Source organism: Alphaproteobacteria bacterium, assembly GCA_024244705.1.
In the GTDB taxonomy this organism is placed as follows: Bacteria; Pseudomonadota; Alphaproteobacteria; order JAAEOK01; family JAAEOK01; genus JAAEOK01.
Genome location: JAAEOK010000093.1, coordinates 1 through 23,176, shown reverse-complemented (window position 1 = coordinate 23,176; position 23,176 = coordinate 1). Strand labels below are relative to the sequence as shown.

General features: G+C 60.9%; 21 protein-coding genes. 11 read left to right on the top strand and 10 right to left on the bottom strand.

Annotated features, from left to right (window positions below):
- Positions 1-22 precede the first annotated feature (22 nt).
- The 5 genes from pcaF to GY791_17865 all read right to left on the bottom strand — a co-directional run bounded on the left by pcaF (position 23) and on the right by GY791_17865 (position 4,913).
- Positions 23-1,228, bottom strand: a complete 1,206-nt coding sequence (gene pcaF / locus GY791_17885) for a 3-oxoadipyl-CoA thiolase (protein ID MCP4330300.1) — start codon at positions 1,226-1,228, stop codon at positions 23-25.
- Positions 1,225-1,677: a hydroxyphenylacetyl-CoA thioesterase PaaI gene (paaI, locus tag GY791_17880; protein ID MCP4330299.1), complete on the bottom strand. Its 453-nt coding sequence runs from the start codon at positions 1,675-1,677 to the stop codon at positions 1,225-1,227. Before paaI ends, pcaF begins: the two co-directional genes overlap by 4 nt.
- Positions 1,664-3,154: a 3-hydroxyacyl-CoA dehydrogenase gene (locus GY791_17875; protein MCP4330298.1), complete on the bottom strand. Its 1,491-nt coding sequence runs from the start codon at positions 3,152-3,154 to the stop codon at positions 1,664-1,666. Before GY791_17875 ends, paaI begins: the two co-directional genes overlap by 14 nt.
- Before the next feature lie 50 nt (positions 3,155-3,204).
- Complete coding sequence (locus GY791_17870) at positions 3,205-3,996, bottom strand: 2-(1,2-epoxy-1,2-dihydrophenyl)acetyl-CoA isomerase (protein MCP4330297.1); 792 nt, start codon at positions 3,994-3,996, stop codon at positions 3,205-3,207.
- 140 nt (positions 3,997-4,136) lie between these two features.
- Positions 4,137-4,913, bottom strand: a complete 777-nt coding sequence (locus GY791_17865; protein ID MCP4330296.1) for a phenylacetic acid catabolic — start codon at positions 4,911-4,913, stop codon at positions 4,137-4,139.
- A gap of 160 nt (positions 4,914-5,073) precedes the next feature.
- On the opposite strand from GY791_17865, the gene GY791_17860 reads away from it, so the two are divergent.
- The 4 genes from GY791_17860 (at position 5,074) to GY791_17845 (ending at position 9,132) form a co-directional block, all read left to right on the top strand.
- Positions 5,074-5,523 carry a flavodoxin/nitric oxide synthase gene (locus tag GY791_17860; GenBank protein ID MCP4330295.1) on the top strand — a complete coding sequence of 150 codons (450 nt, stop codon included), beginning with the start codon at positions 5,074-5,076 and terminating at the stop codon, positions 5,521-5,523.
- A gap of 81 nt (positions 5,524-5,604) precedes the next feature.
- On the top strand, positions 5,605-7,275 hold the full coding sequence (paaN, locus tag GY791_17855) for a phenylacetic acid degradation protein PaaN (protein ID MCP4330294.1): 1,671 nt from the start codon (positions 5,605-5,607) through the stop codon (positions 7,273-7,275).
- Positions 7,276-7,380: 105 nt separating this feature from the next.
- Complete coding sequence (locus GY791_17850) at positions 7,381-8,403, top strand: cation transporter (GenBank protein ID MCP4330293.1); 1,023 nt, start codon at positions 7,381-7,383, stop codon at positions 8,401-8,403.
- A 492-nt stretch (positions 8,404-8,895) separates the two neighbouring features.
- Positions 8,896-9,132 (top strand): sulfurtransferase TusA family protein, encoded by a 237-nt coding sequence (locus GY791_17845; protein MCP4330292.1) that lies wholly within the window; start codon positions 8,896-8,898, stop codon positions 9,130-9,132.
- A gap of 41 nt (positions 9,133-9,173) precedes the next feature.
- Here the strand turns inward: GY791_17845 and GY791_17840 are convergent, their stop codons facing one another.
- The 4 genes from GY791_17840 to GY791_17825 form a co-directional block, all read right to left on the bottom strand.
- A complete protein-coding gene (locus GY791_17840; GenBank protein ID MCP4330291.1) occupies positions 9,174-10,301 on the bottom strand; it encodes an FAD-binding oxidoreductase in 1,128 nt (375 codons plus the stop codon).
- 5 nt (positions 10,302-10,306) lie between these two features.
- Positions 10,307-13,486: an efflux RND transporter permease subunit gene (locus GY791_17835; GenBank protein MCP4330290.1), complete on the bottom strand. Its 3,180-nt coding sequence runs from the start codon at positions 13,484-13,486 to the stop codon at positions 10,307-10,309.
- Positions 13,486-14,598 (bottom strand): efflux RND transporter periplasmic adaptor subunit, encoded by a 1,113-nt coding sequence (locus GY791_17830; protein MCP4330289.1) that lies wholly within the window; start codon positions 14,596-14,598, stop codon positions 13,486-13,488. Before GY791_17830 ends, GY791_17835 begins: the two co-directional genes overlap by 1 nt.
- 102 nt (positions 14,599-14,700) lie before the next feature.
- Entirely contained in the window at positions 14,701-15,738 is a 1,038-nt protein-coding gene (locus GY791_17825; protein MCP4330288.1) for a hypothetical protein, read from the bottom strand.
- 196 nt (positions 15,739-15,934) lie between these two features.
- Between GY791_17825 and GY791_17820 the strand changes: the two genes are divergently transcribed.
- From GY791_17820 to GY791_17790, 7 genes are all read left to right on the top strand, one after another.
- Positions 15,935-16,861 (top strand): histone deacetylase family protein, encoded by a 927-nt coding sequence (locus GY791_17820; GenBank protein ID MCP4330287.1) that lies wholly within the window; start codon positions 15,935-15,937, stop codon positions 16,859-16,861.
- Between the two features lie 24 nt (positions 16,862-16,885).
- Positions 16,886-17,137, top strand: a complete 252-nt coding sequence (locus GY791_17815; GenBank protein MCP4330286.1) for an exodeoxyribonuclease VII small subunit — start codon at positions 16,886-16,888, stop codon at positions 17,135-17,137.
- Positions 17,134-18,033: a polyprenyl synthetase family protein gene (locus GY791_17810; protein MCP4330285.1), complete on the top strand. Its 900-nt coding sequence runs from the start codon at positions 17,134-17,136 to the stop codon at positions 18,031-18,033. Before GY791_17815 ends, GY791_17810 begins: the two co-directional genes overlap by 4 nt.
- Before the next feature lie 16 nt (positions 18,034-18,049).
- On the top strand, positions 18,050-19,966 hold the full coding sequence (gene dxs, locus GY791_17805) for a 1-deoxy-D-xylulose-5-phosphate synthase (protein ID MCP4330284.1): 1,917 nt from the start codon (positions 18,050-18,052) through the stop codon (positions 19,964-19,966).
- 144 nt (positions 19,967-20,110) lie between these two features.
- Entirely contained in the window at positions 20,111-20,854 is a 744-nt protein-coding gene (locus GY791_17800; protein ID MCP4330283.1) for a TlyA family RNA methyltransferase, read from the top strand.
- Positions 20,847-22,130 carry a class I SAM-dependent RNA methyltransferase gene (locus GY791_17795; GenBank protein MCP4330282.1) on the top strand — a complete coding sequence of 428 codons (1,284 nt, stop codon included), beginning with the start codon at positions 20,847-20,849 and terminating at the stop codon, positions 22,128-22,130. The genes GY791_17800 and GY791_17795 overlap by 8 nt, the downstream gene beginning before the upstream one ends.
- Before the next feature lie 36 nt (positions 22,131-22,166).
- The gene (locus GY791_17790) at positions 22,167-22,595 is read left to right on the top strand and encodes a DUF2846 domain-containing protein (GenBank protein MCP4330281.1); all 429 of its coding nucleotides are present in this window, start codon (positions 22,167-22,169) and stop codon (positions 22,593-22,595) included.
- A 456-nt stretch (positions 22,596-23,051) separates the two neighbouring features.
- On the opposite strand, the gene GY791_17785 is transcribed toward GY791_17790, so the two are convergent.
- Positions 23,052-23,176 (bottom strand): IS630 family transposase (locus GY791_17785; GenBank protein ID MCP4330280.1); only part of this gene is annotated, 125 nt, incomplete at its 5' end.

Sequence of the window (23,176 nt, the reverse complement as noted above, 5' to 3'; positions counted from 1 at the left end):
GTCGGTACCCAGCTTTCCGGCGTCATACCCGCTCTAGTATCATGGCGATTCCCTGGCCGACGCCGATGCACATTGTGGCGAGCGCATATTTGCCGCCGGTTTCCTGTAGTTCCTGCGCCGCCGTCGTCACCAGGCGCGCGCCGCTCATACCGAGCGGATGGCCGAGGGCGATCGCGCCGCCGTTTGGGTTGACGTGATCGGCGTCGTCCGGAACTCCCAGCTGCCGCAAGACGGCGAGGGCCTGCGATGCGAAGGCCTCGTTCAATTCGATGACATCGATATCGGCGATCTTCAGGCCGAGGCGGTCGAGCAACTTCGCCGACGCCGGGGCGGGCCCGATACCCATGATGCGAGGCGCCACACCGGCCGTGGCCATGCCGGCAATGCGGGCGCGAGGGGTCAGGCCGTGCGCCGCGACCGCTTCTTCCGACGCGATAAGGACCGCGCAGGCGCCGTCATTGATTCCCGACGCGTTGCCGGCGGTCACCGAGCCACCGTCGCGAAACGGTGTCGGCAATCGGGCGAGGTCTTCGAGCGTCGTCTGGGGTCGCGGATGCTCGTCCGCCGCCACAATCTTCGGATCGCCCTTCCGTTGAGGGATCGTCACCGGCTCGATTTCTTTGGCAAGACGGCCGCTCGATTGGGCCACCCCAGCGCGTTGCTGGCTGCGCAGGGCGAAAGCGTCCTGATCTTCTCGGCTGACTTGGAACTCCTCGGCGACGTTCTCGGCGGTCTCGGGCATCGAATCGACGCCGAACTCCTTCTTCATCAATTCGTTGACGAACCGCCATCCGATTGTCGTGTCGTAGATCTCAGCGGAGCGAGAAAACGCGTTTTCGGCTTTGCCCATTACGAATGGCGCGCGCGACATGCTTTCGACGCCGCCGGCAAGGATCAGGTCGGCCTCACCGGATTTGATAGCGCGGGCGGCAATTCCGCAGGCATCCATGCCCGAACCGCAGAGACGATTGACCGTCGCGCCGGGGACCACTTCCGGCAAGCCCGCCAGGAGCAGGGCCATGCGCGCGACATTCCGATTGTCCTCGCCGGCCTGGTTGGCGCAACCCATGACGGCGTCGTCGAGGCACGACCAGTCGAGGTCGCCGCGGTCTCGCATCAGTGCCTTGATAGCGACCGCCAACAGGTCATCGGGACGCAGCGATGACAAATCGCCGGCATAACGCCCGATGGGGGTACGGACAGCGTCGCAGACGAAGGCTTCATTCATGTTTTCACCGTCAGGTCTGGAACGACCTCTCCCTTCAACGCCACCGAGTTGCCGCGAAACACCGCAATATTTTCCCCGTCCTCGCGCGCAACGGTGGTGTCGGTGACCCCCGTGCGGCCGCGCCGGTTATGTTGCTGTGCAATCGCAACCAGGATATCTCCGGTCTTGGCCGGTGTCAGGAATGTTATCGAACAATGCTGCGCGACGGCGACATGATTCGAACTGTTGCAGGCGACGGCAAACGCCGTATCGGCCAACGTAAATATGAGCCGGCCATGGCAGATGTCGTGCGAATTGACCATATCAGGACGAACCGTCATGCGAAAGCGCGCGTAACCCGATGCAACCTCTTCGAGCGCTATGCCGAGCATCGCGGCCGCCTTGTCGCCCACCATCATCGCGGCGCCGACCGTCTGCGCCACCTCGTGTTCCACGTCAGCCGTCGTCATGAAATCCCTTCCTAGACCAGGTCTTACGCCGAATCATCGGCGATACCCTGTAACGATCTTCGCCATAAACCGTGGCAAGGTTCGATAAAAGCCCGCATATCCATTCGATGCCGACGCGGTCGGCCCAATCGAGCGGCCCGCGCGGGTAGTTGAGCCCCTTCACCATCGCCAAGTCTATGGCCGCGGGGTTGGCGACACCCTGGTAGGCCGCTTCCGCTGCCTCGTTGGCCAGCATCGCGACGGTGCGCGCAACGATCATGCCCGGAATATCGTCGATCACCGATACGTCCTTGTCCAGTGCCTGGAATAGACCGGCCGCCGCCGCGACGGCGCCGGGATCGGTTTGGTCCGCGGCCGCCACCGCGATGCGATCGGCGCGCGCATAGTCGAATGCCAAATCGAAGAGGACCAATTTATGGCCCTCATCCAATTCCGCCGCGAGCTCCGTCGCCGGCCTGCCGTCGGTCAATCTCAGTACGGTGTCGTCGAGGACGAGTGCGCCGGCCGAATCGACTTCGTTGCTGTCGGTTCGGGCATGAGGGATTCCCGCCCTCTCGAGTTCCGTCACCAGTGATTCCGCGGGTCCCAGATGACCTTCGACAAGGACTTGATTTGGCGCCGGCGCCGGCGCCGCGGTGACAGCGCTGGGGGCCGGCGCATCGGCGCCGTAGGCATGCCAGCCGGCACCGGATTTGCGCCCGTACCGCCCTGCGGCAACGAGCTCCTCCTGGGCCAGGGAAGGCGTGTAACGAGGGTCGCAATGAAAGGCCTGCCACACCGATCGAGTGACCGCCGCGTTGATGTCATTGCCGATGAGATCCATGAGTTCGAACGGTCCCATGCGAAATCCTCCGGAGCCGCGCATGACCGAATCTATGGTCGCCGGATCGGTGCCGCCTTCGGCATAGACGCGCAGTCCTTCGGCATAGAACGGCCGCGCGACGCGATTGACGATGAATCCGGGCGTCGATTTCGCGTGGACCGGAATCTTTGCCCAATCCTCGGCCGTTGCGTACGCCGTATCGGCAATGTCCCGTCCCGTCGCTAGCCCGCTTACGATCTCGACCAGCGCCATCACCGGCGCAGGATTGAAAAAGTGCATGCCGACCAAGCGATGCGGACGGTGCAGGTCGGCGCCGATGGCGGTAATCGACAACGAAGAGGTGTTGGTGGCCAGGATGGCATCATCCGCGCAAAGCCCCTCGATCTGGCCGAACAAGTCGCGCTTGGCGGCCAAATCCTCAACGATCGCTTCGATGATCAAAGAACTCGATCGGCACGACGCCAGGTCCTCGACCGCGCTGATTCGCGCCAGCATGACGGCACTGGTTTGTTCGTCGATTCGTCCCTTTTCGACCAGTCGATTGAGGGACCGGGCAATTCCCTCCTTGCCCTTCTGTGCCGCGCCTGGAACGGCGTCATATAGGCAGACCTTGTGTCCCGCCGTCGCGGCGACCTGGGCGATGCCACTGCCCATCGTGCCTGCACCGATAACGGCGACCGACGTCTGTTTGGGGAGACCGCCCACTATTTGCCCTGGAAGTTGGGCGCCCGCTTCTCCAGGAACGCCGCCACGCCTTCCTGATAGTCGGCGGTATGGCCGGCGATGCGTTGAAAGTCACGTTCGAGATCGAGTTGAGTGTTCAGGTCGTTGTCGAAAGATGCGTTGATGGCGCGCTTGATCAAGGCCAAGCCCTTGGTTGGCTGCGAAGCCAAATGCACCGCCAAACTCATTGCTTCGGTCATGAGATCCTGATCTTCCGTCCACTTCCAGATCAGGCCGATTTCCACGGCCCGCTCGGCGGAAAGCATTTCCCCCAACATCGCCAACCCCATCGCCCGCGCCCGCCCAACCAGCCGGGGCAGGATATACGAGCCTCCGGAATCGGGAACCAAGCCGATCTTGCAAAAGGCCTGAATGAAATTCGCCGATTTCGCCGCCAGCACGATATCCGCGGCCAGCGCAAGATTTGCCCCGGCGCCGGCCGCGACGCCGTTGACCGCCGCGACGACCGGCATCTCGAGACCGCGGAGCGTCCGGATCAAGGGGTTGTACATTGTGTCCAGGGTTTCGCCGAGATCGCGCGGCTCGCCACCCGGCGCGACGGCGCGATCGGAGAGGTCCTGTCCGGCACAAAATGCCCGACCCGCGCCGGTCAACAACAGGGCACGTATGGCACCATCCGAGTCGACCATTTCCAACGCCGCACTCAATTCTCCGTGCATTTCGGTGGTGAACGAATTCAGCCTGTCCGGCCGGTTCAGCGTTATGACCGCGACCCCTTCGTTCGTCTCGTAGGCGATGGTGTTGAAGCTCATGACTAACGGGTCCCTCGAATTGCGCCGCTATTTCAACCAAAGTGCTTTGAGTTTTGACACGTCGTGATACATTTATGCATTGGAATGGTGTAAAAATTGTTCCATGACCGATACGCCCGTACAATGCCCAGGGTCGCGCGTCATTGTACAGCCGCCGGCACTTCGAGCCCAAGTTTAACAAGACGCGGCGCCACGTCATCTTTCCACGCGTCCAGCATTTCCGAATTGGAATGCCGCCGCAGCCCGAAATCGCGGTAGAGCTCGAAGCGGTCCGAATCGGTGCGGCCGAAAGTGTGCGCCACGCGCCGATACCAATAGTCGACCGAACCCTGTGCCGGCGTCGTGTTGGCGTCTCGATCGATGGCCTGCACGAGACCGATCTCGCCCAGACTCGCATGTTCCGCCTCTCGGCCTACGATCTCGGCCATGGCATCGGCCAACGGCTTGTAGCTGCAATCGAGGAGTTCGGCCAACTGGATGGAACTGGCGCTTCCCATCAACATGTTCATGGCAATCGCGTCAATCCATCCCTCAAGCGGGTAGTGAAAGACGTTCAGCCGTTTGTCGCCGCCCGACCGGCGCATACCAAGGTCCACGGCACGGTTGATGCGGGCGTTCCAGGCGTGGGATTTGACGTAGAGCTCGGGATTGACGCCAAACGGCCGGAGCAATTCCAGAACGATCTCCGCATGGGCGAATTTCTCCGCCACGATCCGGGCCGCCGTCACGCGTTCTCTCATCCCTGGCGCGTGATTTATTTGTTCGGCGAAACCCGCGGCGCCGGCGAGTTCCGAATCGACCAATACGACCATGAGCCGCATGATCTCGGCCCGGTAGCCCGGACTCACATCTTCGGGCGCCGCGATTACCGCGCCGTCGGCAATCCGCTTAACAAGTGCAGCGTCGCGCTCGTGCATGGGTCGTTCCTCTTCTTTTCAAAGCGGATTTACGTCTTTCGTCTAAAAGAGATACAAAAATAGACAAACTTCGATAAATTTGGTATCAAAAAATTCTGGTGCCGGATTTGGCCTCAATCGGCGACTCGGCGTCTCGCAAGATATGCAAATTTTGGGCGCCATGGCGGATATCCTGATCATTGTCGGTACCGAGTCGGGCAACAGCCAGATGGTAGCCGATTTGCTCGAGGAAGAGTTGCCCGCGATCGGCCATACGGTTGAGATACTCGATAGTGCCGATTGCGCCGATGCGGGCTTTGGCGACCGCGAGTATGTCCTGATATGTTGCTCGACCCACGGCGACGGCGAGCTGCCGGATAACATCATACCGCTGGCGGAGAGCCTGGAAAAGCAGGCGCCGGATCTGGGCCATATCCGCTATGGGGTCATCGCGCTTGGCGATCAAACCTATCACGACACATTTTGCCAAGGCGGCCGGACCATGGATTCCCTGTTCGCGAAGCTTGGCGCCAGCCGCGTCGGCGATCGCTTGGAAATCGATGCGTGCGTGCAACCCTTGCCCGACGAGGACGCGCTCGACTGGGCGAAGGAATGGGTGACGCTGTTATAGGCGCTGCGGATTCGTCCAAATTCGAACAAACGCGGCCGTCGATTCGCGCTCGATTTATGACATTTCTGTGGGAGTAGGTGAATGCCTGACGATCTGTTCTTGAAACACGAGAAGACACTCGACGCCGCCGTCACGGCGATTCATGCGCGCGACTATTGGTCGGCCTACCCGGAATCGCCGAGCCCTCGCGTCTATGGCGAGGATGCCGCGGCCGCCGGAGAGGCGGCGTTCGAGGCCCGACTGGGGCGGCGTTTCGAAATCGACCAGCCGGGCATCGCCGAATGGGTCGGCGACGAGCTCTCTCCCTATGGGCCGTCTCTCGGCGTTACCTATCCGCAGTGCGACCCGGATGTCCTGCTTCCGGTGATGCAGTCGGCGATGGTGTCGTGGCGGAAGGCGGGCATCGATGCACGGGTTGGTATCTGTTTGGAGATGCTCGATCGCATCAACAAGCGCAGCTTCGAAATTGCCAATGCCATCATGCATACCACCGGCCAAGGTTTCGTCATGTCGTTTCAGGCCGGCGGTCCCCACGCACAGGATCGGGGGCTGGAGGCGATAGCCTATGCCTACGAGGAGATGAAGGGAATTCCAGAGACGGCGCGGTGGGAAAAGCCGCAAGGCAAGCACGATCCGATTCGCTTGCAAAAGACGTATCGGATCATGCCGCGGGGCGTGGCGCTAACCGTCGGCGTTTCGACATTTCCGACCTGGAATGGCTACCCGGGCATCTTTGCCAGTCTGGCCACCGGAAACGCCGTCCTGATCAAGCCGCACCCGACAACCATCCTGCCCCTTGCGATCACCGCGGAAATCTGCCGCGACGTGCTTTCGGAACAGGGCTTGGATCCGAATTTGGTCGCTCTTTCCTGCGATACCGGCGAGCAGCCATCGACCAAGCAATGGGCGCTCCGGCGGGAGATCAAGATCATCGATTATACCGGCGGGACGGGGTTCGGAACCTGGCTGGAACAGAATGCGCATCAGGCGGTCGTGTTCACGGAAAAAGCCGGGGTGAACACCGTCGTCATCGACGGAACCGACAATTTCAAGGGCATGTGCGGAAATCTGGCGTTTTCGCTGAGCCTCTATTCGGGTCAAATGTGCACCTCTCCGCAGGACATATTCGTGCCACGCGAAGGCATAGAAACCGATGAGGGGCCGAAATCGTTCGATGAGGTGGCAGCGGGAATTTCGAATGCGGTCGATGGATTACTGTCAGATCCAGGCCGAGCCGCCGAAGTCTTGGGCGCGATACAGAATCCGGTCACGGCCGACCGCATCGACGAAGCACGGAAAATCGGCAAAATCGTCCGCGACTCGGCACCCTTGGCGCACGCAAAATATCCCGATGCGCGGATACGGTCGCCGCTCGTGCTCAAGGTCGATGGCGATGAAAGGGACACATTTTCGCGCGAGCTGTTTGGGCCCATCGCGTTCATAGTCGCGACCGACAATACGGATCAAAGCATCGCGATCGCATCGGACCTGACGCGCTCCATGGGGGCAATTACGGCGGCGCTCTATTCGACCCGCGCCGCGGTTATCGAAAAAGCCGAAGAGGCGATGGCGGAGGCGGGTGTAGCCTTATCGAGCAATCTCATCGGCAACATATTCGTCAATCAATCCTCAGCCTTCAGCGACTTCCACGCGACCGGCGCCAATCCGGCCGCCAACGCGGCGCTTACCGACGCCGCCTTCGTTGCATCCCGCTTTCGGGTGGTTCAAAGTCGAATCCCAGTCGCGGCTTAAAGTACGCCGGGACGAATTGGCGTTGATCGCGGACGCGCTGCAATCGGCTTGGGCGCGCATCCAATCGATGGCCATGACGTGGCGGAACGGGCGCGTCGCGACCGGATGCGGCGTTGTGCGCGGAGGCCGACTTGGGCGATACGAACCGGGAACCGGGGAGCTGTTGAAGTGGCGCATGGGGCGTCGAAAAAAGTGGTCTACGCGGCGCTAATCGGTAATGCGCTGATTGCCGTGACCAAATTTGTTGCCGCCGCGATCACCGGCAGTTCGGCGATGCTGAGCGAGGGTATTCATTCCCTGGTCGACACCGGCAATCAGGTCCTGATGCTTCACGGCCTGCGCCGCTCGCAATTTCCAGCCGATGCGATGCATCCGTTCGGGTATGGGCGCGAGCTCTATTTTTGGGCGTTCGTGGTTGCCATCCTGCTGTTCGCCATCGGTGCCGGGGTGTCGCTCTACGAAGGCGTGTTGAAAACCCTCGAGCCGCACCCCGTAGAGGATGTCTTCATCAACTATATTGTCCTGGCCGTTGCGGCGGCATTCGAAGCGGGCGCCTGGTGGATCGCCTTCAAGGAATTTCGTCGCCGCAAGGGTGGCCGGACCTATTGGCAGGCGATCCGCGACAGCAAGGACCCGGCCCTGATTACGGTGCTGTTCGAGGACAGTGCGGCGATGCTTGGCTTGGTCGTCGCGGCAATTGGAATCGGCTTTGCCGACATCACCGGCAATCCGATTTTCGATGGATTGGCCTCGATCGCGATCGGAATAATACTCGGTCTTACGGCAATGATGCTGTCCTACGAAACCAAAGGTCTCCTGATCGGTGAAAGCGCGGACAGGAGCATCCGCGAGGGTCTCGAAACGATCTTGGACGGTCAGCGGGGCATTCAGTCAATCAACGAAGTGCTGACGATGCATATGGGCCCGGAGGACATCCTGCTCAATCTCAGCATCGATTTTTCCGACAAACTCACGTCCGCCGAGGTCGAGGCGATCATCTCCGAATTGGAGCGGCGCATAAAATTGGCTCATCCCGAAATTCGGCGAATATTTATCGAAGCCCAGAGCCGGGCGGGGCACCGCGCGGCACAGGCCGAACCCGAATCAGAGCAGGAGCGGGGTCAGTAGGGCGGATACGAGCCATGGCCGCGTTCGCGCATACAGGTTTCATAGTATGGCTTGGCGCCGGTTTGCGTATATGTCGTTCGACCGCTGCGTACAGCGGGCAGGCTCCGTACGCGCTCAAAGGCGGTTTGTCGGCATTGGGTGGCGTCCTCGGAGACCGTGGCGGCCGCGTCGGCCTGGCTCGGAGCGGAGGCGGGCGTGCCGGCGCAGCCCACCAGAAGGCTCGATAGACATATCGTTGCCGAAAGTACGATTTGACGCGGCCATATTTTCATCATTGGTATTGTACTCCCGCCTCGTCGGTAGATCACGGCATTACCGCGAATTCGGCCCGCCAGTCATGGCGATCGGGTAAACGTTGGGTCGGGTGGCCCCGTTCCGAACGATACCATTGCCACACCGATTCGAGGGATCGATAATAGTGGTCGTTGCCTCACCGCCCAACCGCCAACATTCGACATTCCGATCCTCGGTCGCCCGATCAAAGACTTGTACATGAGCCAAGAACCGACCAAGACACTGGATGCCAAAGGTCTGCTTTGCCCGCTGCCGGTGCTGAAAGCGCGCCGAGCCATGAAGGAACTTGCGCCGGGAGATGTCCTTAGGGTGCTTGCCACGGATCCGGGAGCGGTTCAGGACTTCGCCGAGTTTTGCAAGACGACCGGCGATTCGTTGCTGCAATCGAGCGCCGACGGGGAGGTCTACGAATTCCTCATTCGCAAGGCCGGATAGGCGGCCGCCCTTGTCCTGGGCGCGGGATGCCTGGGACAGGCCTAGATCGGGTCGAATGAGCGCGATGGCGACAAATCGTTCGGTCCGACGCCGCATTCCGCAAGGTGCCGAGGAAGGTCGCGTTTCATGACGCTGGTGGCGAGTACTTGGGCCATCGCCGGTGCGGTCATGATGCCGTAGCCGCCCTGGCCGGCGAGCCAGAAGAATCCCGGCGCGTCCGCCGATTCTCCGGCGACCGGCGTCTTGTCCGGGAAAAACGACCGCAACCCTGCCCATTTGTGCGTGATGCGCTTGACCGACATCGTCGTTGCCGTTTCAAAGCGGTCGACCGCGATCGCGACATCCAAGTCCTCGGGTTGGGCGTCGGTCGGCTCGCTCGGCGTTTCATCGGCCGGAGATACCAAGAGACGTCCCGCATCCGGTTTGAAGTAAAAGCATTCGTCGATGTCCACGACCATCGCCCAAGAGGAAACGTCTGTGTTGTCCGGGCCGTCGATATTGATCGCGGTCCGACGCTTTGGCACCAGTCCCAGTGGCGTCAAGCCGGCGAGCGCGGCAATCCGGTCGGCCCATGCGCCGGCGGCATTGACCAGAATGGGTGCGGTTATGGATCCTTCGCCGGTGTCCACGCACCACGTGTCGCCAACAAAATTGATCGCGCGCGCTTCCGTTCCGGTCTTCAGTTCACTGCCGCGGGCTTTCAGGCCCCGCAGATATCCCTGTTGAATGGCATGGACATCGAGATCGAGAACGGTCGAATCGACCAACCCGGCGGCCACGTAGTCGGGGTCCAGAATTGGCGCCACCGTAACCGCTTCACTTGCGCTTAATCTGGTATCCGCGCCCCCGTGACGGTTCAGTTCGTCGTCGAGACTGCCGAGTTGGTCCTCGCGGGCGATGAACAGCATCGTAATCGGACGGCTCAGCGGGCCGGCGGCGAAATCCGGTGGCGGGCTCTCGAAAAACGATCGGCTCGCCGCGGCCAATCCGCGAATGATGGCGTTGCCGTAACCTTCGATGAGCGTTGCCGCCGACCTGCCGGTACTGTGGTAGCCGGGATGATCCTCCCGTTCCAACAGAACGACACGGCCATGTTGTGATAGCTCGTAGGCGGCGGACGATCCCGCGATCCCGCCGCCTATTACTATGAAATCCGAGGTTTCCGACATGTTCGTCACTCCGCCGCATAAGGCGCTGGGGCTTTGTGCCGGAGAATCTGCCGCTCGGCGATTGGTACCACCAGCGAGAGCAGCGGCGGAATGATGAGCAAAGTCAGCAGAGCGGAAAGGGCAAGACCGCCGATGACGACCGATCCGAGGCCGCGATAGAGCTCCGATCCCGCTCCGGGCACGACGACCAGCGGCAACATTCCGAATACGCTCGTCAATGTCGACATGAAGATCGGGCGAATCCGGTTTTGCGTGGCGGCGAGGATCGATTGCTTGCCGTCCATCCCGTCATGGCGGATGTGATGGAGGGTTTGATGCACCAACAGAATCGCATTATTCACGACGATGCCAATCAGAATCACGAAACCGAGCAAGGTCAGCATGTCCAAAGGCTGAAATTGAATGAAATTGACGATCGCCAACCCGCCGACGCCACCGGCGGTGGCCAAGGGCACGGAAAGCAAAATGATCATTGGGTAGATGAAGCTCTCGAACAAGACGGCCATGACTAGATACACGATCAAAACGGCGAGGACGAGATCGACCACCATATGGTCCCAGGTCTCTGTCAGCTTGTCGGCCGTCCCGGAAAGCGTGATCTTGACGCCCGGCGGCAAGCCTTGCTCGGAAATCGGCGCGATGACCTCGTCGCGCAACACATTCATCGCCGCCTCCAGCGGCATGTCAGGGGATGGCGCGACCTGCAGGGTGATCGTTCGGCCCCGCTCGAGATGGCGGATCTCGGTCGGTCCCGATGTCACCACCACGTCGGCCACCGAACTCACCGGTAAAATGAGGCCGCCACGGGTAACGACCGGGAGACTGCTGATACCCTGGGTTTCAGTAACCCGCTGGTGGGGGCCGGCAAGCATCAGGTCCAGGCGCTTGCCGTCTACGGTAATCTCCGCGACGCGAAGTCCGTCGTTGAAGGCATCGATGGTGCTGCCCAGTTCCGCGGCGCTGACGCCGATTTCGGAGAGACGGACCCGATCGGGATAGATACGGACCTCCGGAGCGCCCAGTTCGAGGCCGGGGATGGGGCGGAGCTGATGGCCTTGATCGAGCGGCAGCAAGCTCGAAATCATTTCGGTCGCGTTTAACGCCACACCGATTACCCGCTCCAGATCCGGCCCCGTGATGTTGAAATCGATGGTACGCCCGCCGCCAATCCCCCGGCCGAACAGCGACAATTGGCGGACAAACCCGAAGGTGCCGGGTTCCTTGAACATCTCTTGTTGGATGAGCGGAATCAGTTCATTGGCCCGCGCCGGATCGGCCGCACTGGCCCCCATGAATGTTTGACCGCGGAATGCAACGAAGAAGAAGTTGTCGACCCGAGGCAGCCCCTTTTCCTCGGCGACCGGAGAATCGGCCTCCCACAACGGCCGGATTTCGCCCTCGATGCCTTCGGCGATCTCCGTCATGGTATCCAGATTGTACCCGGGCGGCGGGAGCATCACACCGAACGTTAGGTTTCGATTGCCTTCCGGCAGGTAATCGAGTTTCGGTAGCAGCAGCCACGTCGAAATTGCGGCGATGCCGCAGATGGCCACGACGACGGCATAGGCAAGCGGCCGGCTGGCAACGACGGCCCGCGTTATACTCATGACGCCTTCGACAAAGCCATGGGCCAGGTCATCAAGAATTGGAATGCGTAGGCGGGTCGACGAGTCCGAGATATTGTCGCCCAACAGTCGATTGGCGAGCGCCGGGATCAGCGTAATGGCGACAACGAGCGACAACAGAACCGAGACCGAAATGGCCACCGCGATGTCACGGAACAGTTGGCCGACTTCCAACTTCATGACCAGAATCGGGATGAAGACCATCACCGTCGTCAGGGCCGAAACCAGAATGGCTCCCCAGACCTGCTTGGCCCCATGATAGGCGGCTTCCCTGCGGGATTTCCCTTCCTCCCGCAGGCGAAAGATGTTTTCGAGTACGACGATCGCGGCGTCGACCACCATGCCGACCGCGAAGGCGATCCCGGCCAAGGATATGACATTGATCGAGCGCCCGAGCGCGGCCATCGCGACGAACGAGCCAATGACGGAAACCGGGATCGCCAACGATATCGTCAATGTCGCGCCCCACGACCTCAGGAACAGCAACAACACGATGGCGGCCAATGTGCCGCCGATATAGATGTTGTTGGTGACAAGGTCGATCGCCGAATCGATATAGACAGTTTCGTCGTAGACCTGCTGGATCTTCAGTCCTGCTTGCGGCAGTGCAAATTCATTGAGCTCCGCGATCGCTTCGCGGATGCCGGCCATCGTCTCGATCACGTTCGCGCCGGTCTCGCGCACCGTATTGACGGCGATCGACGGGTTCCCCCGATGGCGGATATGGGCCACGGGGTCCTTGTAATCGAAGTCCACATTCGCGATATCTCCGACCGTGACTCTGGCCACCCGTCCCGTTGTTTCGTCGCGTTGGGCGCGAAGAACGACGGCAGCCACGTGATCGGGGGTCTCGAAGTCGCCTTCCTGGCGCACCGTATAATTGCGTTTCCCTTCGTCGATGTCTCCGGCCGATACCGACGCATTGGCGCGGCGCAATTCCGTAACGATGTCGGTAACCGTCAGCCCATAGCGCGACATCCTCTCCGGATCGACGGTCACCCGCATCTCGCGTTCGCTGCCGCCGAAGACGTTCACGCTCGAAACGCCGGGAACGCGCTCGAGACGGTCGCGCACCACGTCCTCGACGAAATCGCCGAAATCGAACATCGGCAGCTGGCTGGGTTCGGCGCGCTGGATGATAAACCAGGCGATTGGCGTATCCTCGCTGCCGGAGGTCTGAAGCGAAGGCTCGTCTGCCTCTTCGGGGTATTCCGAGACCTGGTCCAGGCGGTTCGCCACCAGAAGCAGCGCCCTGTCCATATTGGTGGAAATGCCGAACTCCAAGGTCACCGTCGCCCGGCCGTTCTGCGACCTCGACGACATTTCCTCGAGCCCCTCGATCCCGCGCAGGAACTCTTCTTGGCGGTTCGTGATCTCGCGTTCTATCTCGGCCGGCGCCGCGCCGGGCCACACCGTGCGAATGGTAATGACCGGCTTGCGGACGTCAGGCGTCAGTTGGATAGGGATCGTCTGCAGCGAGACGAAACCGAACATGACGACCATCAACACGGCCGCTATGACGGCGATGGGGCGGTCAAGCGCCAGGCGGATCAGGTCCATCAGGACTCTCGCTCGATGCGTACCTTCTGGCCCGGGCGCAGGCGCTCATTGCCGCGCACGACAACGAGGTCACCGGGTTCCAATCCCTGCAGCACTTCGAACCGGCCGCCGACAGCAACACCGAGCTGGACCGGACGAACATTCGCCGCGTCATCCTCGACGATGTAGACCAAAGAATTGCCCTGTTGGTTGACAATTGCGTCTTTGTGGACGGAGACGATCTGGCGCGGTTTACCGACCGGTAGGTAGACGGTGAGACTTTGATTGACGGCGAGCGCCCGGCTTACCTCGCCGATTTCGGGGGTGAAGCGCACCGGGCGCGTTCGCGTCAATGGGTTCTCGTTTGTGACAACGGCGCGGACGATGGCGGTGTGCTTGGTGCCGTCGTCAAGCGTTACCGCGACCGGAACGCCGGGATCGAGCCCGTCAATTCGGTCTGAGGGGACGTCGGCCTCGATTTCCAAGTTGGTGTCGTTCAGCATGTCGACAACCGGCTCGCCGATATCAAGCCACGCCCCGGCGGCGACATGACGGGCGGTGACGATGCCGGGATAGGGTGCACGGATCATCGCCCGGCCGAGATACATTTCCGACATCTGCAGCTGGGACTGGGCCTGGTTGAGGAGGGCGTGGGAGCGGGCGACCTGTCGCTGCGCCCCGACAACGGCTTCCTGCACATCGTCGAAGCGCGCGCGCGGAAATGCAGCCGACCCCGATTTCCGCAATTTCTCCAACCGGGCCAGTTCCTGCCGCGAGAGTTTCAGACTCGATTCGGATGCAGCCAAGGCGGCCCGAGCGGCATCGACCTGGGCTGCGCGGAGGTCGCGGTCGAGGACCAATTGCTCAGTGTCCAAGACGGCCAGCACATCGCCTTGACCAACCCGGTCGCCGACTTCGACCAGCACTTCCAATATCGGACCTTCGGCGCGGGCGGCGATGACCCCAGACTGTAGGGCGACGAGCCTGCCAATAATCGGCGCGGTTTGTGCAAGGGGCTCGGTCCGTACGGGATCGACCTTGATGACGGCCGCTTCCATCTCCTGCGCATGGGCAATCGGCGCCGCGGTGACGAGAAGCGCAACCAATACGCACAACAAAAGGGAGCGTTGCAACGCCATCAATCCAGGTCCAAAAATGAACAGCCTATACATAGGCCTTTCATGTGATTGGGAAAAGTCTCCAGCGGTCTGGTATCGATTGTTTCTAAAAGTCGCTCAATCGGCCTTGTTTTCCAGCTGAGCCCGAAGTTGCGCCGCATTGGCCTCCGGATATGTCATCGCAAATCGCTCTTCAAGGATGAGCTGCATATAAGCGACATCGGTCACGTGATAGGCCGGATTGATGTAAAGGCGGGGTACAAGTCGAGCCGTCAATCGATGGCGGTCGCGCTCCGCGGACCCGTGGTCCGGAAGAAACACCAAATTGAAGCTCCATAGACCGCGGGCGGCAAAGGCTCCCAGGACGGCCCGCAATCCAGTCGAAAATCCGTCGATTTCCGCATCAGTCAAATCCGAGATGCGGCAGCTATCGGGAAACACAGCGATGCAGTCGCCGAGAATTCCGGTCGGGACGAAGGGCACCAGCCAGGAGATGCCGTCTTGCTCGCCGATCCAACGATCCATGTTGTTTCTTTCGGTCTCGACAAGGGCTTCGGCATAGGGACGCCCGTGAAATTGTGCCCACGATTCAGCGGCCTCGAGGTGGCGACGCAGGCCATTACCCGGCGACGTCGTATGGATAACCTGCATGTGGGGGTGGACTTGAGATCCCCCCGAGGGCGGCATGTAGTTCCAGGTCACGATTCCGTATGAATCCCGTGCCGCCACCCGATCTTTTTCGATATGGCGAAAAAACTCGCGGGCGACGTGGAGTCCGTCCGCAACTATCCGAGCCGGTACGTTTTCCATGGGCAGGAAGTGGGCCTCGGACAGCACAGCGATCGCAGACACGTCGTCATAAGGAAATAGGTTCGGAAACAGGACCGCCTCGCCCCACTCCAAACGACCGCCGGGAAGGAAGTCATCTTGATAACGCGGCGTTATCGCTCGCACTTTTTCGGGACAAAACGGGCAGGATTCGGCGCTGGTTTCGATCATCTGGGAAAGATCGACGGGTGGCGCCAAATCGAAGGAAAAGTGGCAAATCCGCCCCGAATCGCCCGTCAGCGGGTCGGTTCGAACCTCGCTTTCGACCAGGGTTTCCGCAAAACCGTTGCGCGGATCAAGGAATCGCCCGGCCTTTGTCTCGCGCACAAATTCAATCATTTCCGTCCACCGCTAAATGGCCTTTGATCGGGTAATCGCTGTTTAGGCACTGATCCCGCCTATTGCAACGGGTTGACGGCGGCGGCGGCTATGGAATGGGCGATAACGACGTGGTACCAACGATACCTTGAGCGCGTTCACGGCCGACAAAGCATAGAAAGACCGGGGAAGGAGAGGGCAAGCAATGGGCACCCAGTTGTATACTCACGACGCCTGTGCGCGCCATGATACGGGCCCCCACCACGTCGAACAGATTGCCCGTCTCGAAGCCGTGCTCAGCGCCCTGAAAGGCGAGGCGTTCGCAGATCTCGAGATCGTCACGGCACCGCGTGCGACACCCCAGACGCTGATGCTCGCCCATCCCGAGCCCTTCGTTCAGCGGATCCTTGAGCTTGTCCCGTCGAGCGGATTCGCCCAGGCCGACCCCGATACGGTTGTCTCGCCGGAGTCGGGCGAAGCTGCTCTCCGGGCCGCCGGCGCCGTGTGCGCGGCGGTCGATGCGGTCATCGAGGGCCACGCGAAAAACGCGTTCTGCGCCGTGCGGCCGCCAGGACACCACGCCGAATCGAATCGGGCCATGGGCTTCTGCCTCTTCAACAATGTGGCCATCGGTGCCTTTCACTCGCGTACGAAACATGGCCTGAGCCGTGTGGCGGTGGTCGATTTCGACGTTCATCACGGCAATGGCACGCAGGCGCTATTTTGGAACGATCGTGATGCGTATTTCGGCTCCACCCATCAGATGCCCCTCTATCCGGGCACCGGGGCCATTTCGGAAACCGGGGTCGGCAACATCTTCAATGCGCCGTTGCGGCCGGATGACGGCTCGCAGGCCTTTCGGACGGCGATGAAGGAACGAGTCTTGCCCGCGCTCGACGCCTTCGAACCGGAGCTCATTCTGATTTCGGCGGGATTCGACGCCCATCGCGATGATCCGCTCGGCGGTCTGAATCTGGTTGAGGACGATTTTGCCTGGGTGACCCGCGAGTTGATGGACATCGCCGAAAAGCATTGCGCGGGACGGGTTGTTTCGGCGCTCGAAGGTGGCTACAACCTGTCGGCTCTCGGCGCCAGTGCGGCCGCCCATGTGGACGCCTTGATGGAAGCCTAGACATAGCGCGGACAGGTAACAGACATGCCCAGCAGCAAGGCACTTCCGGATATTGCCAAAATGAGTTTCGAACAGGCGCTGGCCGAACTCGAAACCATCGTTCGCGGGCTGGAAGAAGGGAAGAGTCAGCTGGACGAGGCGATTAAATCCTACGAACGCGGGGCCGCTCTCAAGAAACACTGCGAAACAAAGCTTCGCGAGGCGCAAGCGAAAATCGACAAGATCGTGGAGAGTGCGAACGGCGCGATATCCACTGAGCCCTACGAGTCGGAATGATGGCCGCGGATACGCGTTTTAGCATGGCGATGGCCGAGGCGTCGGAGTCGGTCGAGGATACCATTCGTCATTTGCTGCCCAATGGTGATGGGCCGGAGGCCCGCCTATTCGAGGCGATGCGTTATAGCTGCCTGAACGGCGGCAAGAGATTGCGCCCGTTTCTGGTCCTTTGTTCGTCGCGTCTTTTCGATGTCGATGAACGGTGCACGCTTCGCGCCGCCGTCGCGGTCGAGTTCATTCATTGCTACTCGCTCGTGCATGACGACTTGCCGGCCATGGACGATGATGATTTGCGCCGCGGCCGCCCGACGCTGCACATCGAGTTTGACGAGGCGTCGGCAATATTGGCGGGGGATGCCTTGCAGACCTTGGCGTTCGAGGTTCTTGCCCATCCCGAGACCCACGACGATCCTGCCGTCCGCTGCGAACTAATTACCGCCCTATCCAGGGCGACCGGGGCAGAGGGTATGGCCGGGGGGCAAATGTTCGATTTGGCGGCGGAGACCGAGACCTTCGATATCGGACAAATTACCCGGTTGCAGCAGATGAAAACCGGCCGGCTGATCGCGTTCGGCTGCGAGGCGGGGGGAATTCTGGGGCGCGCATCGACGGATGCGCGACATGCCCTTCACGCCTATGCCCATGACCTCGGCCTGGCCTTTCAAATCGCCGATGACCTCCTTGATGAAGAGGGAAGCGAGGAAGAGGTTGGCAAGAAGGTCGGAAAGGATGCGGCCGCCGGAAAGGCGACTTTTGTCTCGATTCTTGGCGCCGAAAGGGCACGGAAACAGGCCCATATGCTGATCGACCAGGCGATTGCGCATTTGGATATTTTTGGCGACACTGCGGAACTCATGCGAGATGTCGCGCGATTCGTTGTCGAGCGCAGGACCTAAGGGGAGGATTGGGACCATGCAGTCTAAGACGCCGTTGCTCGATGCCGTAAATGAGCCTTCCGATTGCCGTTCATTCTCCATGCCCCAATTGCGTCAGCTGGCCGATGAGCTGCGGAAAGAGACCATCGACGCGGTCTCGATCACCGGCGGTCATCTTGGCGCGGGACTCGGTGTCGTCGAACTGACCGTCGCTATTCACCACCTCTTTGACACGCCGGGCGACCGGTTGATCTGGGACGTCGGGCATCAATCCTATCCGCATAAGATTTTGACCGGCCGTCGCGATCGTATTCGGACTCTGCGACAAGGCGGCGGGTTGTCGGGTTTTACCAAGCGTTCGGAGAGCGAATACGATCCCTTCGGCGCGGCGCACAGTTCGACCTCGATTTCCTCGGGTTTGGGGATGGCTGTGGCCCGCGACCTCCAAGGCCGCCACAGCAACGTGGTCGCTGTCATTGGCGATGGCGCTTTGAGCGCGGGCATGGCGTACGAAGCGATGAACAACGCGGGTGCCCTAAAGAGTCGCCTGATCGTTATTCTGAACGATAACGATATGTCGATCGCCCCGCCGGTCGGTGCCATGAGCGCCTATCTGTCGCGCCTGATTTCGTCGAAGTCCTACCAATCGTTGCGCCACATCGGGAAGGAAGTGGCGAAGAAGTTTCCAAAGCGGTTGAAGACGGCGGCCCGGCGGGCCGAGGAATATGCCCGCGGCATGGTCACCGGCGGTACGCTGTTCGAGGAGTTGGGCTTTTATTATGTCGGTCCGATCGACGGCCACAATCTGGACCACTTGATTCCGGTTCTCCGCAATGTCCGCGATGCGGAGGATGGCCCGGTTTTGGTTCATGTCGTGACACAGAAGGGCAAGGGCTATGAGCCAGCCGAGCGATCGGCGGACAAATACCACGGTGTCAGCAAGTTCGATGTCGTTACCGGCGAGCAAAAGAAATCGGCGGCGAATGCACCGAGCTACACCAAGGTCTTTGCGAATGCACTGATCCAGGAAGCTGAAAAGGACGACCGCATCGTGGCCATCAATGGCGCGATGCCGTCAGGGACCGGGCTCGACCTGTTTGCCAAGGCCTATCCGGACCGTTGTTTCGATGTCGGGATTGCCGAGCAGCACGCGGTGACTTTCGCGGCCGGGCTCGCGACCGAAGGAATGCGCCCCTTCGTCGCCATCTACTCCACGTTTCTGCAACGCGCATACGACCAGATTGTCCACGATGTTGCCATTCAGCGCTTGCCGGTCCGCTTCGCGATCGACCGCGCCGGTTATGTCGGCGCCGACGGGCAAACCCATTGCGGCGCGTTTGATATCGCCTATCTCGGAACCTTGCCGGAGTTCGTTCTGATGGCCGCTGGCGACGAGGCAGAGTTGGTGCACATGGTGGCGACGGCCGCCTCGATCGATGACCGGCCCAGTGCCTTTCGTTATCCGCGCGGCGAGGGCGTGGGCGTCGATATGCCCGATGTTGGTGTGCCGTTTGAGATCGGCAAGGGCCGCGTCCTGAGGGAAGGCGCGACGGTCGCGATCCTCTCGTTTGGCGCCAGACTCAAGGACGCGCTGTTGGCGGCCGAAGATTTGGCGGCCCGCGGTCTGTCGACGACGGTGGCCGATGCGCGATTCGCCAAACCGCTCGATTGTGATCTTGTCGAAAGATTGGCGCGCGAGCACGAAGTTTTGATTACCATCGAGGAAGGTTCGATCGGTGGTTTCGGCACCCAAGTGCTACACCATCTTGCCCAATTGGGCGCCTTGGATAGAGGGCTGAAGATCCGGCCTATGATTATGCCGGATGCCTTCCTCGACCACGATTCGCCGGCCAAACAGGTCGCGTTGGCGGGTCTCGACGCGAAGGCAATCGTCGCCACCGCCTTGTGCGCGTTGGGTCAGGAACCTGCCTTCGTAGAGGGCGTTCGAGCCTAAGGTGCGTCCCCACCTCGCGACCGATCGCGGGCGCCACTCCGCGCTGGGACAGGATGCGATAAAGTAGGTTTGAGCCAGCTGTAAGATTGGTCCGGTCCGCCGCTCGCCGATCGATGCCAGCCGGTGCAATGGGTTGATGACGACATGGTCAAGAAGGCGCGCGCAGATCAGTTGCTGGTGCAGCGTGGCCTCGCCGACAGCGGAACCAAGGCCAATGCCCTTATACTGGCGGGCGTCGTGTTCAGCGCCGATCGGCGCATCGACAAACCGGGCCGTGCCATTCCAATAGACGCACCCCTCGAAATACGCGGCAAGGACCATCCCTGGGTCTCGCGCGGCGGCATCAAGCTCGCCCATGCATTGCAACATTTCGCTATCGATCCGAGCGGGAGCACCGCTATCGATATCGGCGCGTCGACCGGTGGGTTTACCGATGTCCTCCTGGCGGGCCAGGCTCGGCGCGTTTACGCGGTCGACGTTGGTAGCGGCCAGCTCGATTGGCGTCTCCGCAATGATCCTCGTGTCGTCGTGCTCGAGCGCGTCAACGCCCGGCATTTGACGAACGATGAAATCCCCGAGGCCGTCGATCTCATCGTGTGCGATACAAGCTTCATCGGCCTGCGAACGGTGCTGCCGGCGACCTTGGCGCTTGCCGCGCCTGGCGCTCGGCTTGTGGCGCTGATTAAGCCCCAGTTCGAGGCCGGTCGAGAACGCGTCGGTAAGGGGGGCGTTGTTCGTGATCCGGCCGTGCATCTTGACGTTTGCCGCAAGATTGAAACTTGGCTGAGCGACCAGAATGAATGGGAAGTTCTCGGTGTCACGGCGAGTCCAATCGAGGGGCCAAAGGGAAACAAGGAATTCCTGATCGCGGCGCGGCGCCATGACTGAGAGCTCGGTCGAACTCATGATCGAATCGGTGGGCGCGAAAGGCGATGGAATTGCGCAGTGGCAAGGCCGATCGGTCTACGTCCCCTACACGGCGATCGGCGACCGGGTTGCCGCCAGGGTCGACGGTGATCGGGCCACGATCGTTGAAATCCTGGAGCCGGGTATGGGAAGGCAACCCCCGCGGTGCCGCCATTTTGGCCTGTGCGGCGGTTGCGCCCTGCAACACCTGGATCGCGAGGCTTATCACCGTTGGATCGAGAGCCGGATTGGCAGCGCCCTGGCTCGGCATGGCATCGAACACCCCGTGCTCGCGCCCGTGGTCGAGGTCTCACCCGGTTCTCGCCGTCGCGTGGATCTGGAAGCAGTTCGAGCGGGGCCCGGGGTGCAATTGGGTTTCAGCCGGCGCCATTCGAACCATGTCGTGGATGTCCTCGAGTGCGCGGTGGTGGAGCCAGGCATCCTGGCCATGTTGGATCCGCTGCGTATCGTACTGAGCAAGATCATGAGCCCCCGCCAGCGCGCGGCGATACTGGTCACCCATACTGACAGCGGCAACGACTTGCTTATTTCTGCCGGATGGCCGCTCGATCTGGCCGCGACCGAGACCTTGGCCGGGTTCGCTCACGATTTTGATTTCGCTCGTATTGCCTGGCGCTTTGATGATCGCATCGAGACCGTCATTTCCCTTCGGCCGCCACGCATCACCGCTGGGCGATATACTGTCGCCATTCCGCCGGGTGCATTCTTGCAGCCAACCGTCGAAGGCGAGGAAAAGCTCGTCTCACTGATCGCCGCTTCACTCAGCGATGCCCAACGTATCGCGGATCTTTATGCGGGTTGTGGAACTTTCTCCGTTCCGCTGGTCCGACAAGGTTCCGTTACATCCTTCGAAATCGATGAGAATGCGGTGGCGGCGATTGCGAAAGTTGCCGACGCGCACGAGTTGGGGGAGCGCTTGACCGCGCGATGCCGAGATCTCCACCGCAATCCGTTAACCGCTATCGAACTCGAGAGTTTCGATGCCGTCATTTTCGACCCGCCGCGTGCTGGGGCCCGCGCCCAGGCAAAGGAAATCGCCGAGTCTTCGGTGTCGACTGTCGTCGCAGTATCGTGCAATCCGGAGACATTCGCTCGCGATGCGCGGCTGTTGCTCCATGGTGGTTATCGCCTATTGATGGTGACGCCGGTTGATCAATTCCATTGGTCTGCTCATATCGAGTTGGTGGCGTCGTTTGAAAAATCGCGAAATGGTGCGCGGACCAAGGCTTCGGCCTGAATCGCAGAAATCTTGACGCAAAGAAGGAGAACGTGCATGCGACGGCTGATATTTGCCATGTTCGGCATAATCGGGGTTCTCGCCTTGGGTGCCTGTGTGCAGAGCCCGACGGCGTCCCAATCCGTACTGTCTTTGCCGCCGCCCCAGCCCGGTCTCGGCCGGGTCTTCTTTTATCGACCCGGTGATATCGTCGGCGCATGGAACCAGCCGATTGTGTTGATGAATGGGCGCCAGGCCGGCCAGGCGAAACCGGCACGTTATTTCTACATCGATGCGCCGCCTGGCAATTATGTCGTTCAAACCGTCAGCGATCCCAATCGCCGCGTCTCGTTCGCGTTGCGTCCCGGGACCAAGGTTTACGTTCGCCTCAACAACCAATTTGCCGGCATCGCTCAGGTTTATCCAGAACTGGTCAGCGAGTTCGAGGGCCTGAGCGGAATGCAACCGCTTTCCTATGGGGGCTAGAGGCTGGCCGTTCGGTCCTGTCCGACGGACGGCGTGTGGGACAACAAAGCTGGGCGCGTGCCGCAAGCCATTGCGGGGAGACGGTAAAGATGAACCAGGCTTTGGTATACCGCGTAGTTTCATCCGAATGACCATCATGAGCGTTCGATTAGCGACGATTTGTCTGTTTCTGCTCCTCACCTTCCCGGCTACGGCCGGTGACGCACGACTCATCGCGGGACCCGACGGTGCTTTGCTCCAAGCGGAGCCTGATAGCGCGGCAACCGTCCTCGGTCGGATCGATGCGAACCAGCCCGTCGAGGTGCTGGTCCGCGAAAATGATTGGGTGAAGGTCTTCGGGTGGGTGCGCGTCGCGGACGGTGTCCTGACCCGGACCGCCGGATGGACGGATAGAGACTCGCTAGTCACCCGTGGATCTGTCGGGACCGTCACACAACTCATACCAAATCCCGTTGATCATGACCTATGTGCCCATTGCCTGTGTCCGATCGACATGATTTTCCAGGGCTGATCGATGAGCTTGTTCCAGGCGTCACAGCAGTGGTCGACGATGTCGTCGTATGAGTTGAAGACGCGGTTGG

Bases quoted from the DNA above. Each gene is read 5' to 3' on its own strand.
- pcaF (MCP4330300.1), bottom strand. From the start codon at position 1,228: ATGAATGAAGCCTTCGTCTGCGACGCTGTCCGTACCCCCATCGGGCGT.
- paaI (MCP4330299.1), bottom strand. From the start codon at position 1,677: ATGACGACGGCTGACGTGGAACACGAGGTGGCGCAGACGGTCGGCGCC.
- GY791_17875 (MCP4330298.1), bottom strand. From the start codon at position 3,154: ATGGGCAGTGGCATCGCCCAGGTCGCCGCGACGGCGGGACACAAGGTC.
- GY791_17870 (MCP4330297.1), bottom strand. From the start codon at position 3,996: ATGAGCTTCAACACCATCGCCTACGAGACGAACGAAGGGGTCGCGGTC.
- GY791_17865 (MCP4330296.1), bottom strand. From the start codon at position 4,913: ATGCACGAGCGCGACGCTGCACTTGTTAAGCGGATTGCCGACGGCGCG.
- GY791_17860 (MCP4330295.1), top strand. From the start codon at position 5,074: ATGGCGGATATCCTGATCATTGTCGGTACCGAGTCGGGCAACAGCCAG.
- paaN (MCP4330294.1), top strand. From the start codon at position 5,605: ATGCCTGACGATCTGTTCTTGAAACACGAGAAGACACTCGACGCCGCC.
- GY791_17850 (MCP4330293.1), top strand. From the start codon at position 7,381: ATGCGGCGTTGTGCGCGGAGGCCGACTTGGGCGATACGAACCGGGAAC.
- GY791_17845 (MCP4330292.1), top strand. From the start codon at position 8,896: ATGAGCCAAGAACCGACCAAGACACTGGATGCCAAAGGTCTGCTTTGC.
- GY791_17840 (MCP4330291.1), bottom strand. From the start codon at position 10,301: ATGTCGGAAACCTCGGATTTCATAGTAATAGGCGGCGGGATCGCGGGA.
- GY791_17835 (MCP4330290.1), bottom strand. From the start codon at position 13,486: ATGGACCTGATCCGCCTGGCGCTTGACCGCCCCATCGCCGTCATAGCG.
- GY791_17820 (MCP4330287.1), top strand. From the start codon at position 15,935: ATGGGCACCCAGTTGTATACTCACGACGCCTGTGCGCGCCATGATACG.
- GY791_17815 (MCP4330286.1), top strand. From the start codon at position 16,886: ATGCCCAGCAGCAAGGCACTTCCGGATATTGCCAAAATGAGTTTCGAA.
- GY791_17810 (MCP4330285.1), top strand. From the start codon at position 17,134: ATGATGGCCGCGGATACGCGTTTTAGCATGGCGATGGCCGAGGCGTCG.
- dxs (MCP4330284.1), top strand. From the start codon at position 18,050: ATGCAGTCTAAGACGCCGTTGCTCGATGCCGTAAATGAGCCTTCCGAT.
- GY791_17800 (MCP4330283.1), top strand. From the start codon at position 20,111: ATGGTCAAGAAGGCGCGCGCAGATCAGTTGCTGGTGCAGCGTGGCCTC.
- GY791_17795 (MCP4330282.1), top strand. From the start codon at position 20,847: ATGACTGAGAGCTCGGTCGAACTCATGATCGAATCGGTGGGCGCGAAA.
- GY791_17790 (MCP4330281.1), top strand. From the start codon at position 22,167: ATGCGACGGCTGATATTTGCCATGTTCGGCATAATCGGGGTTCTCGCC.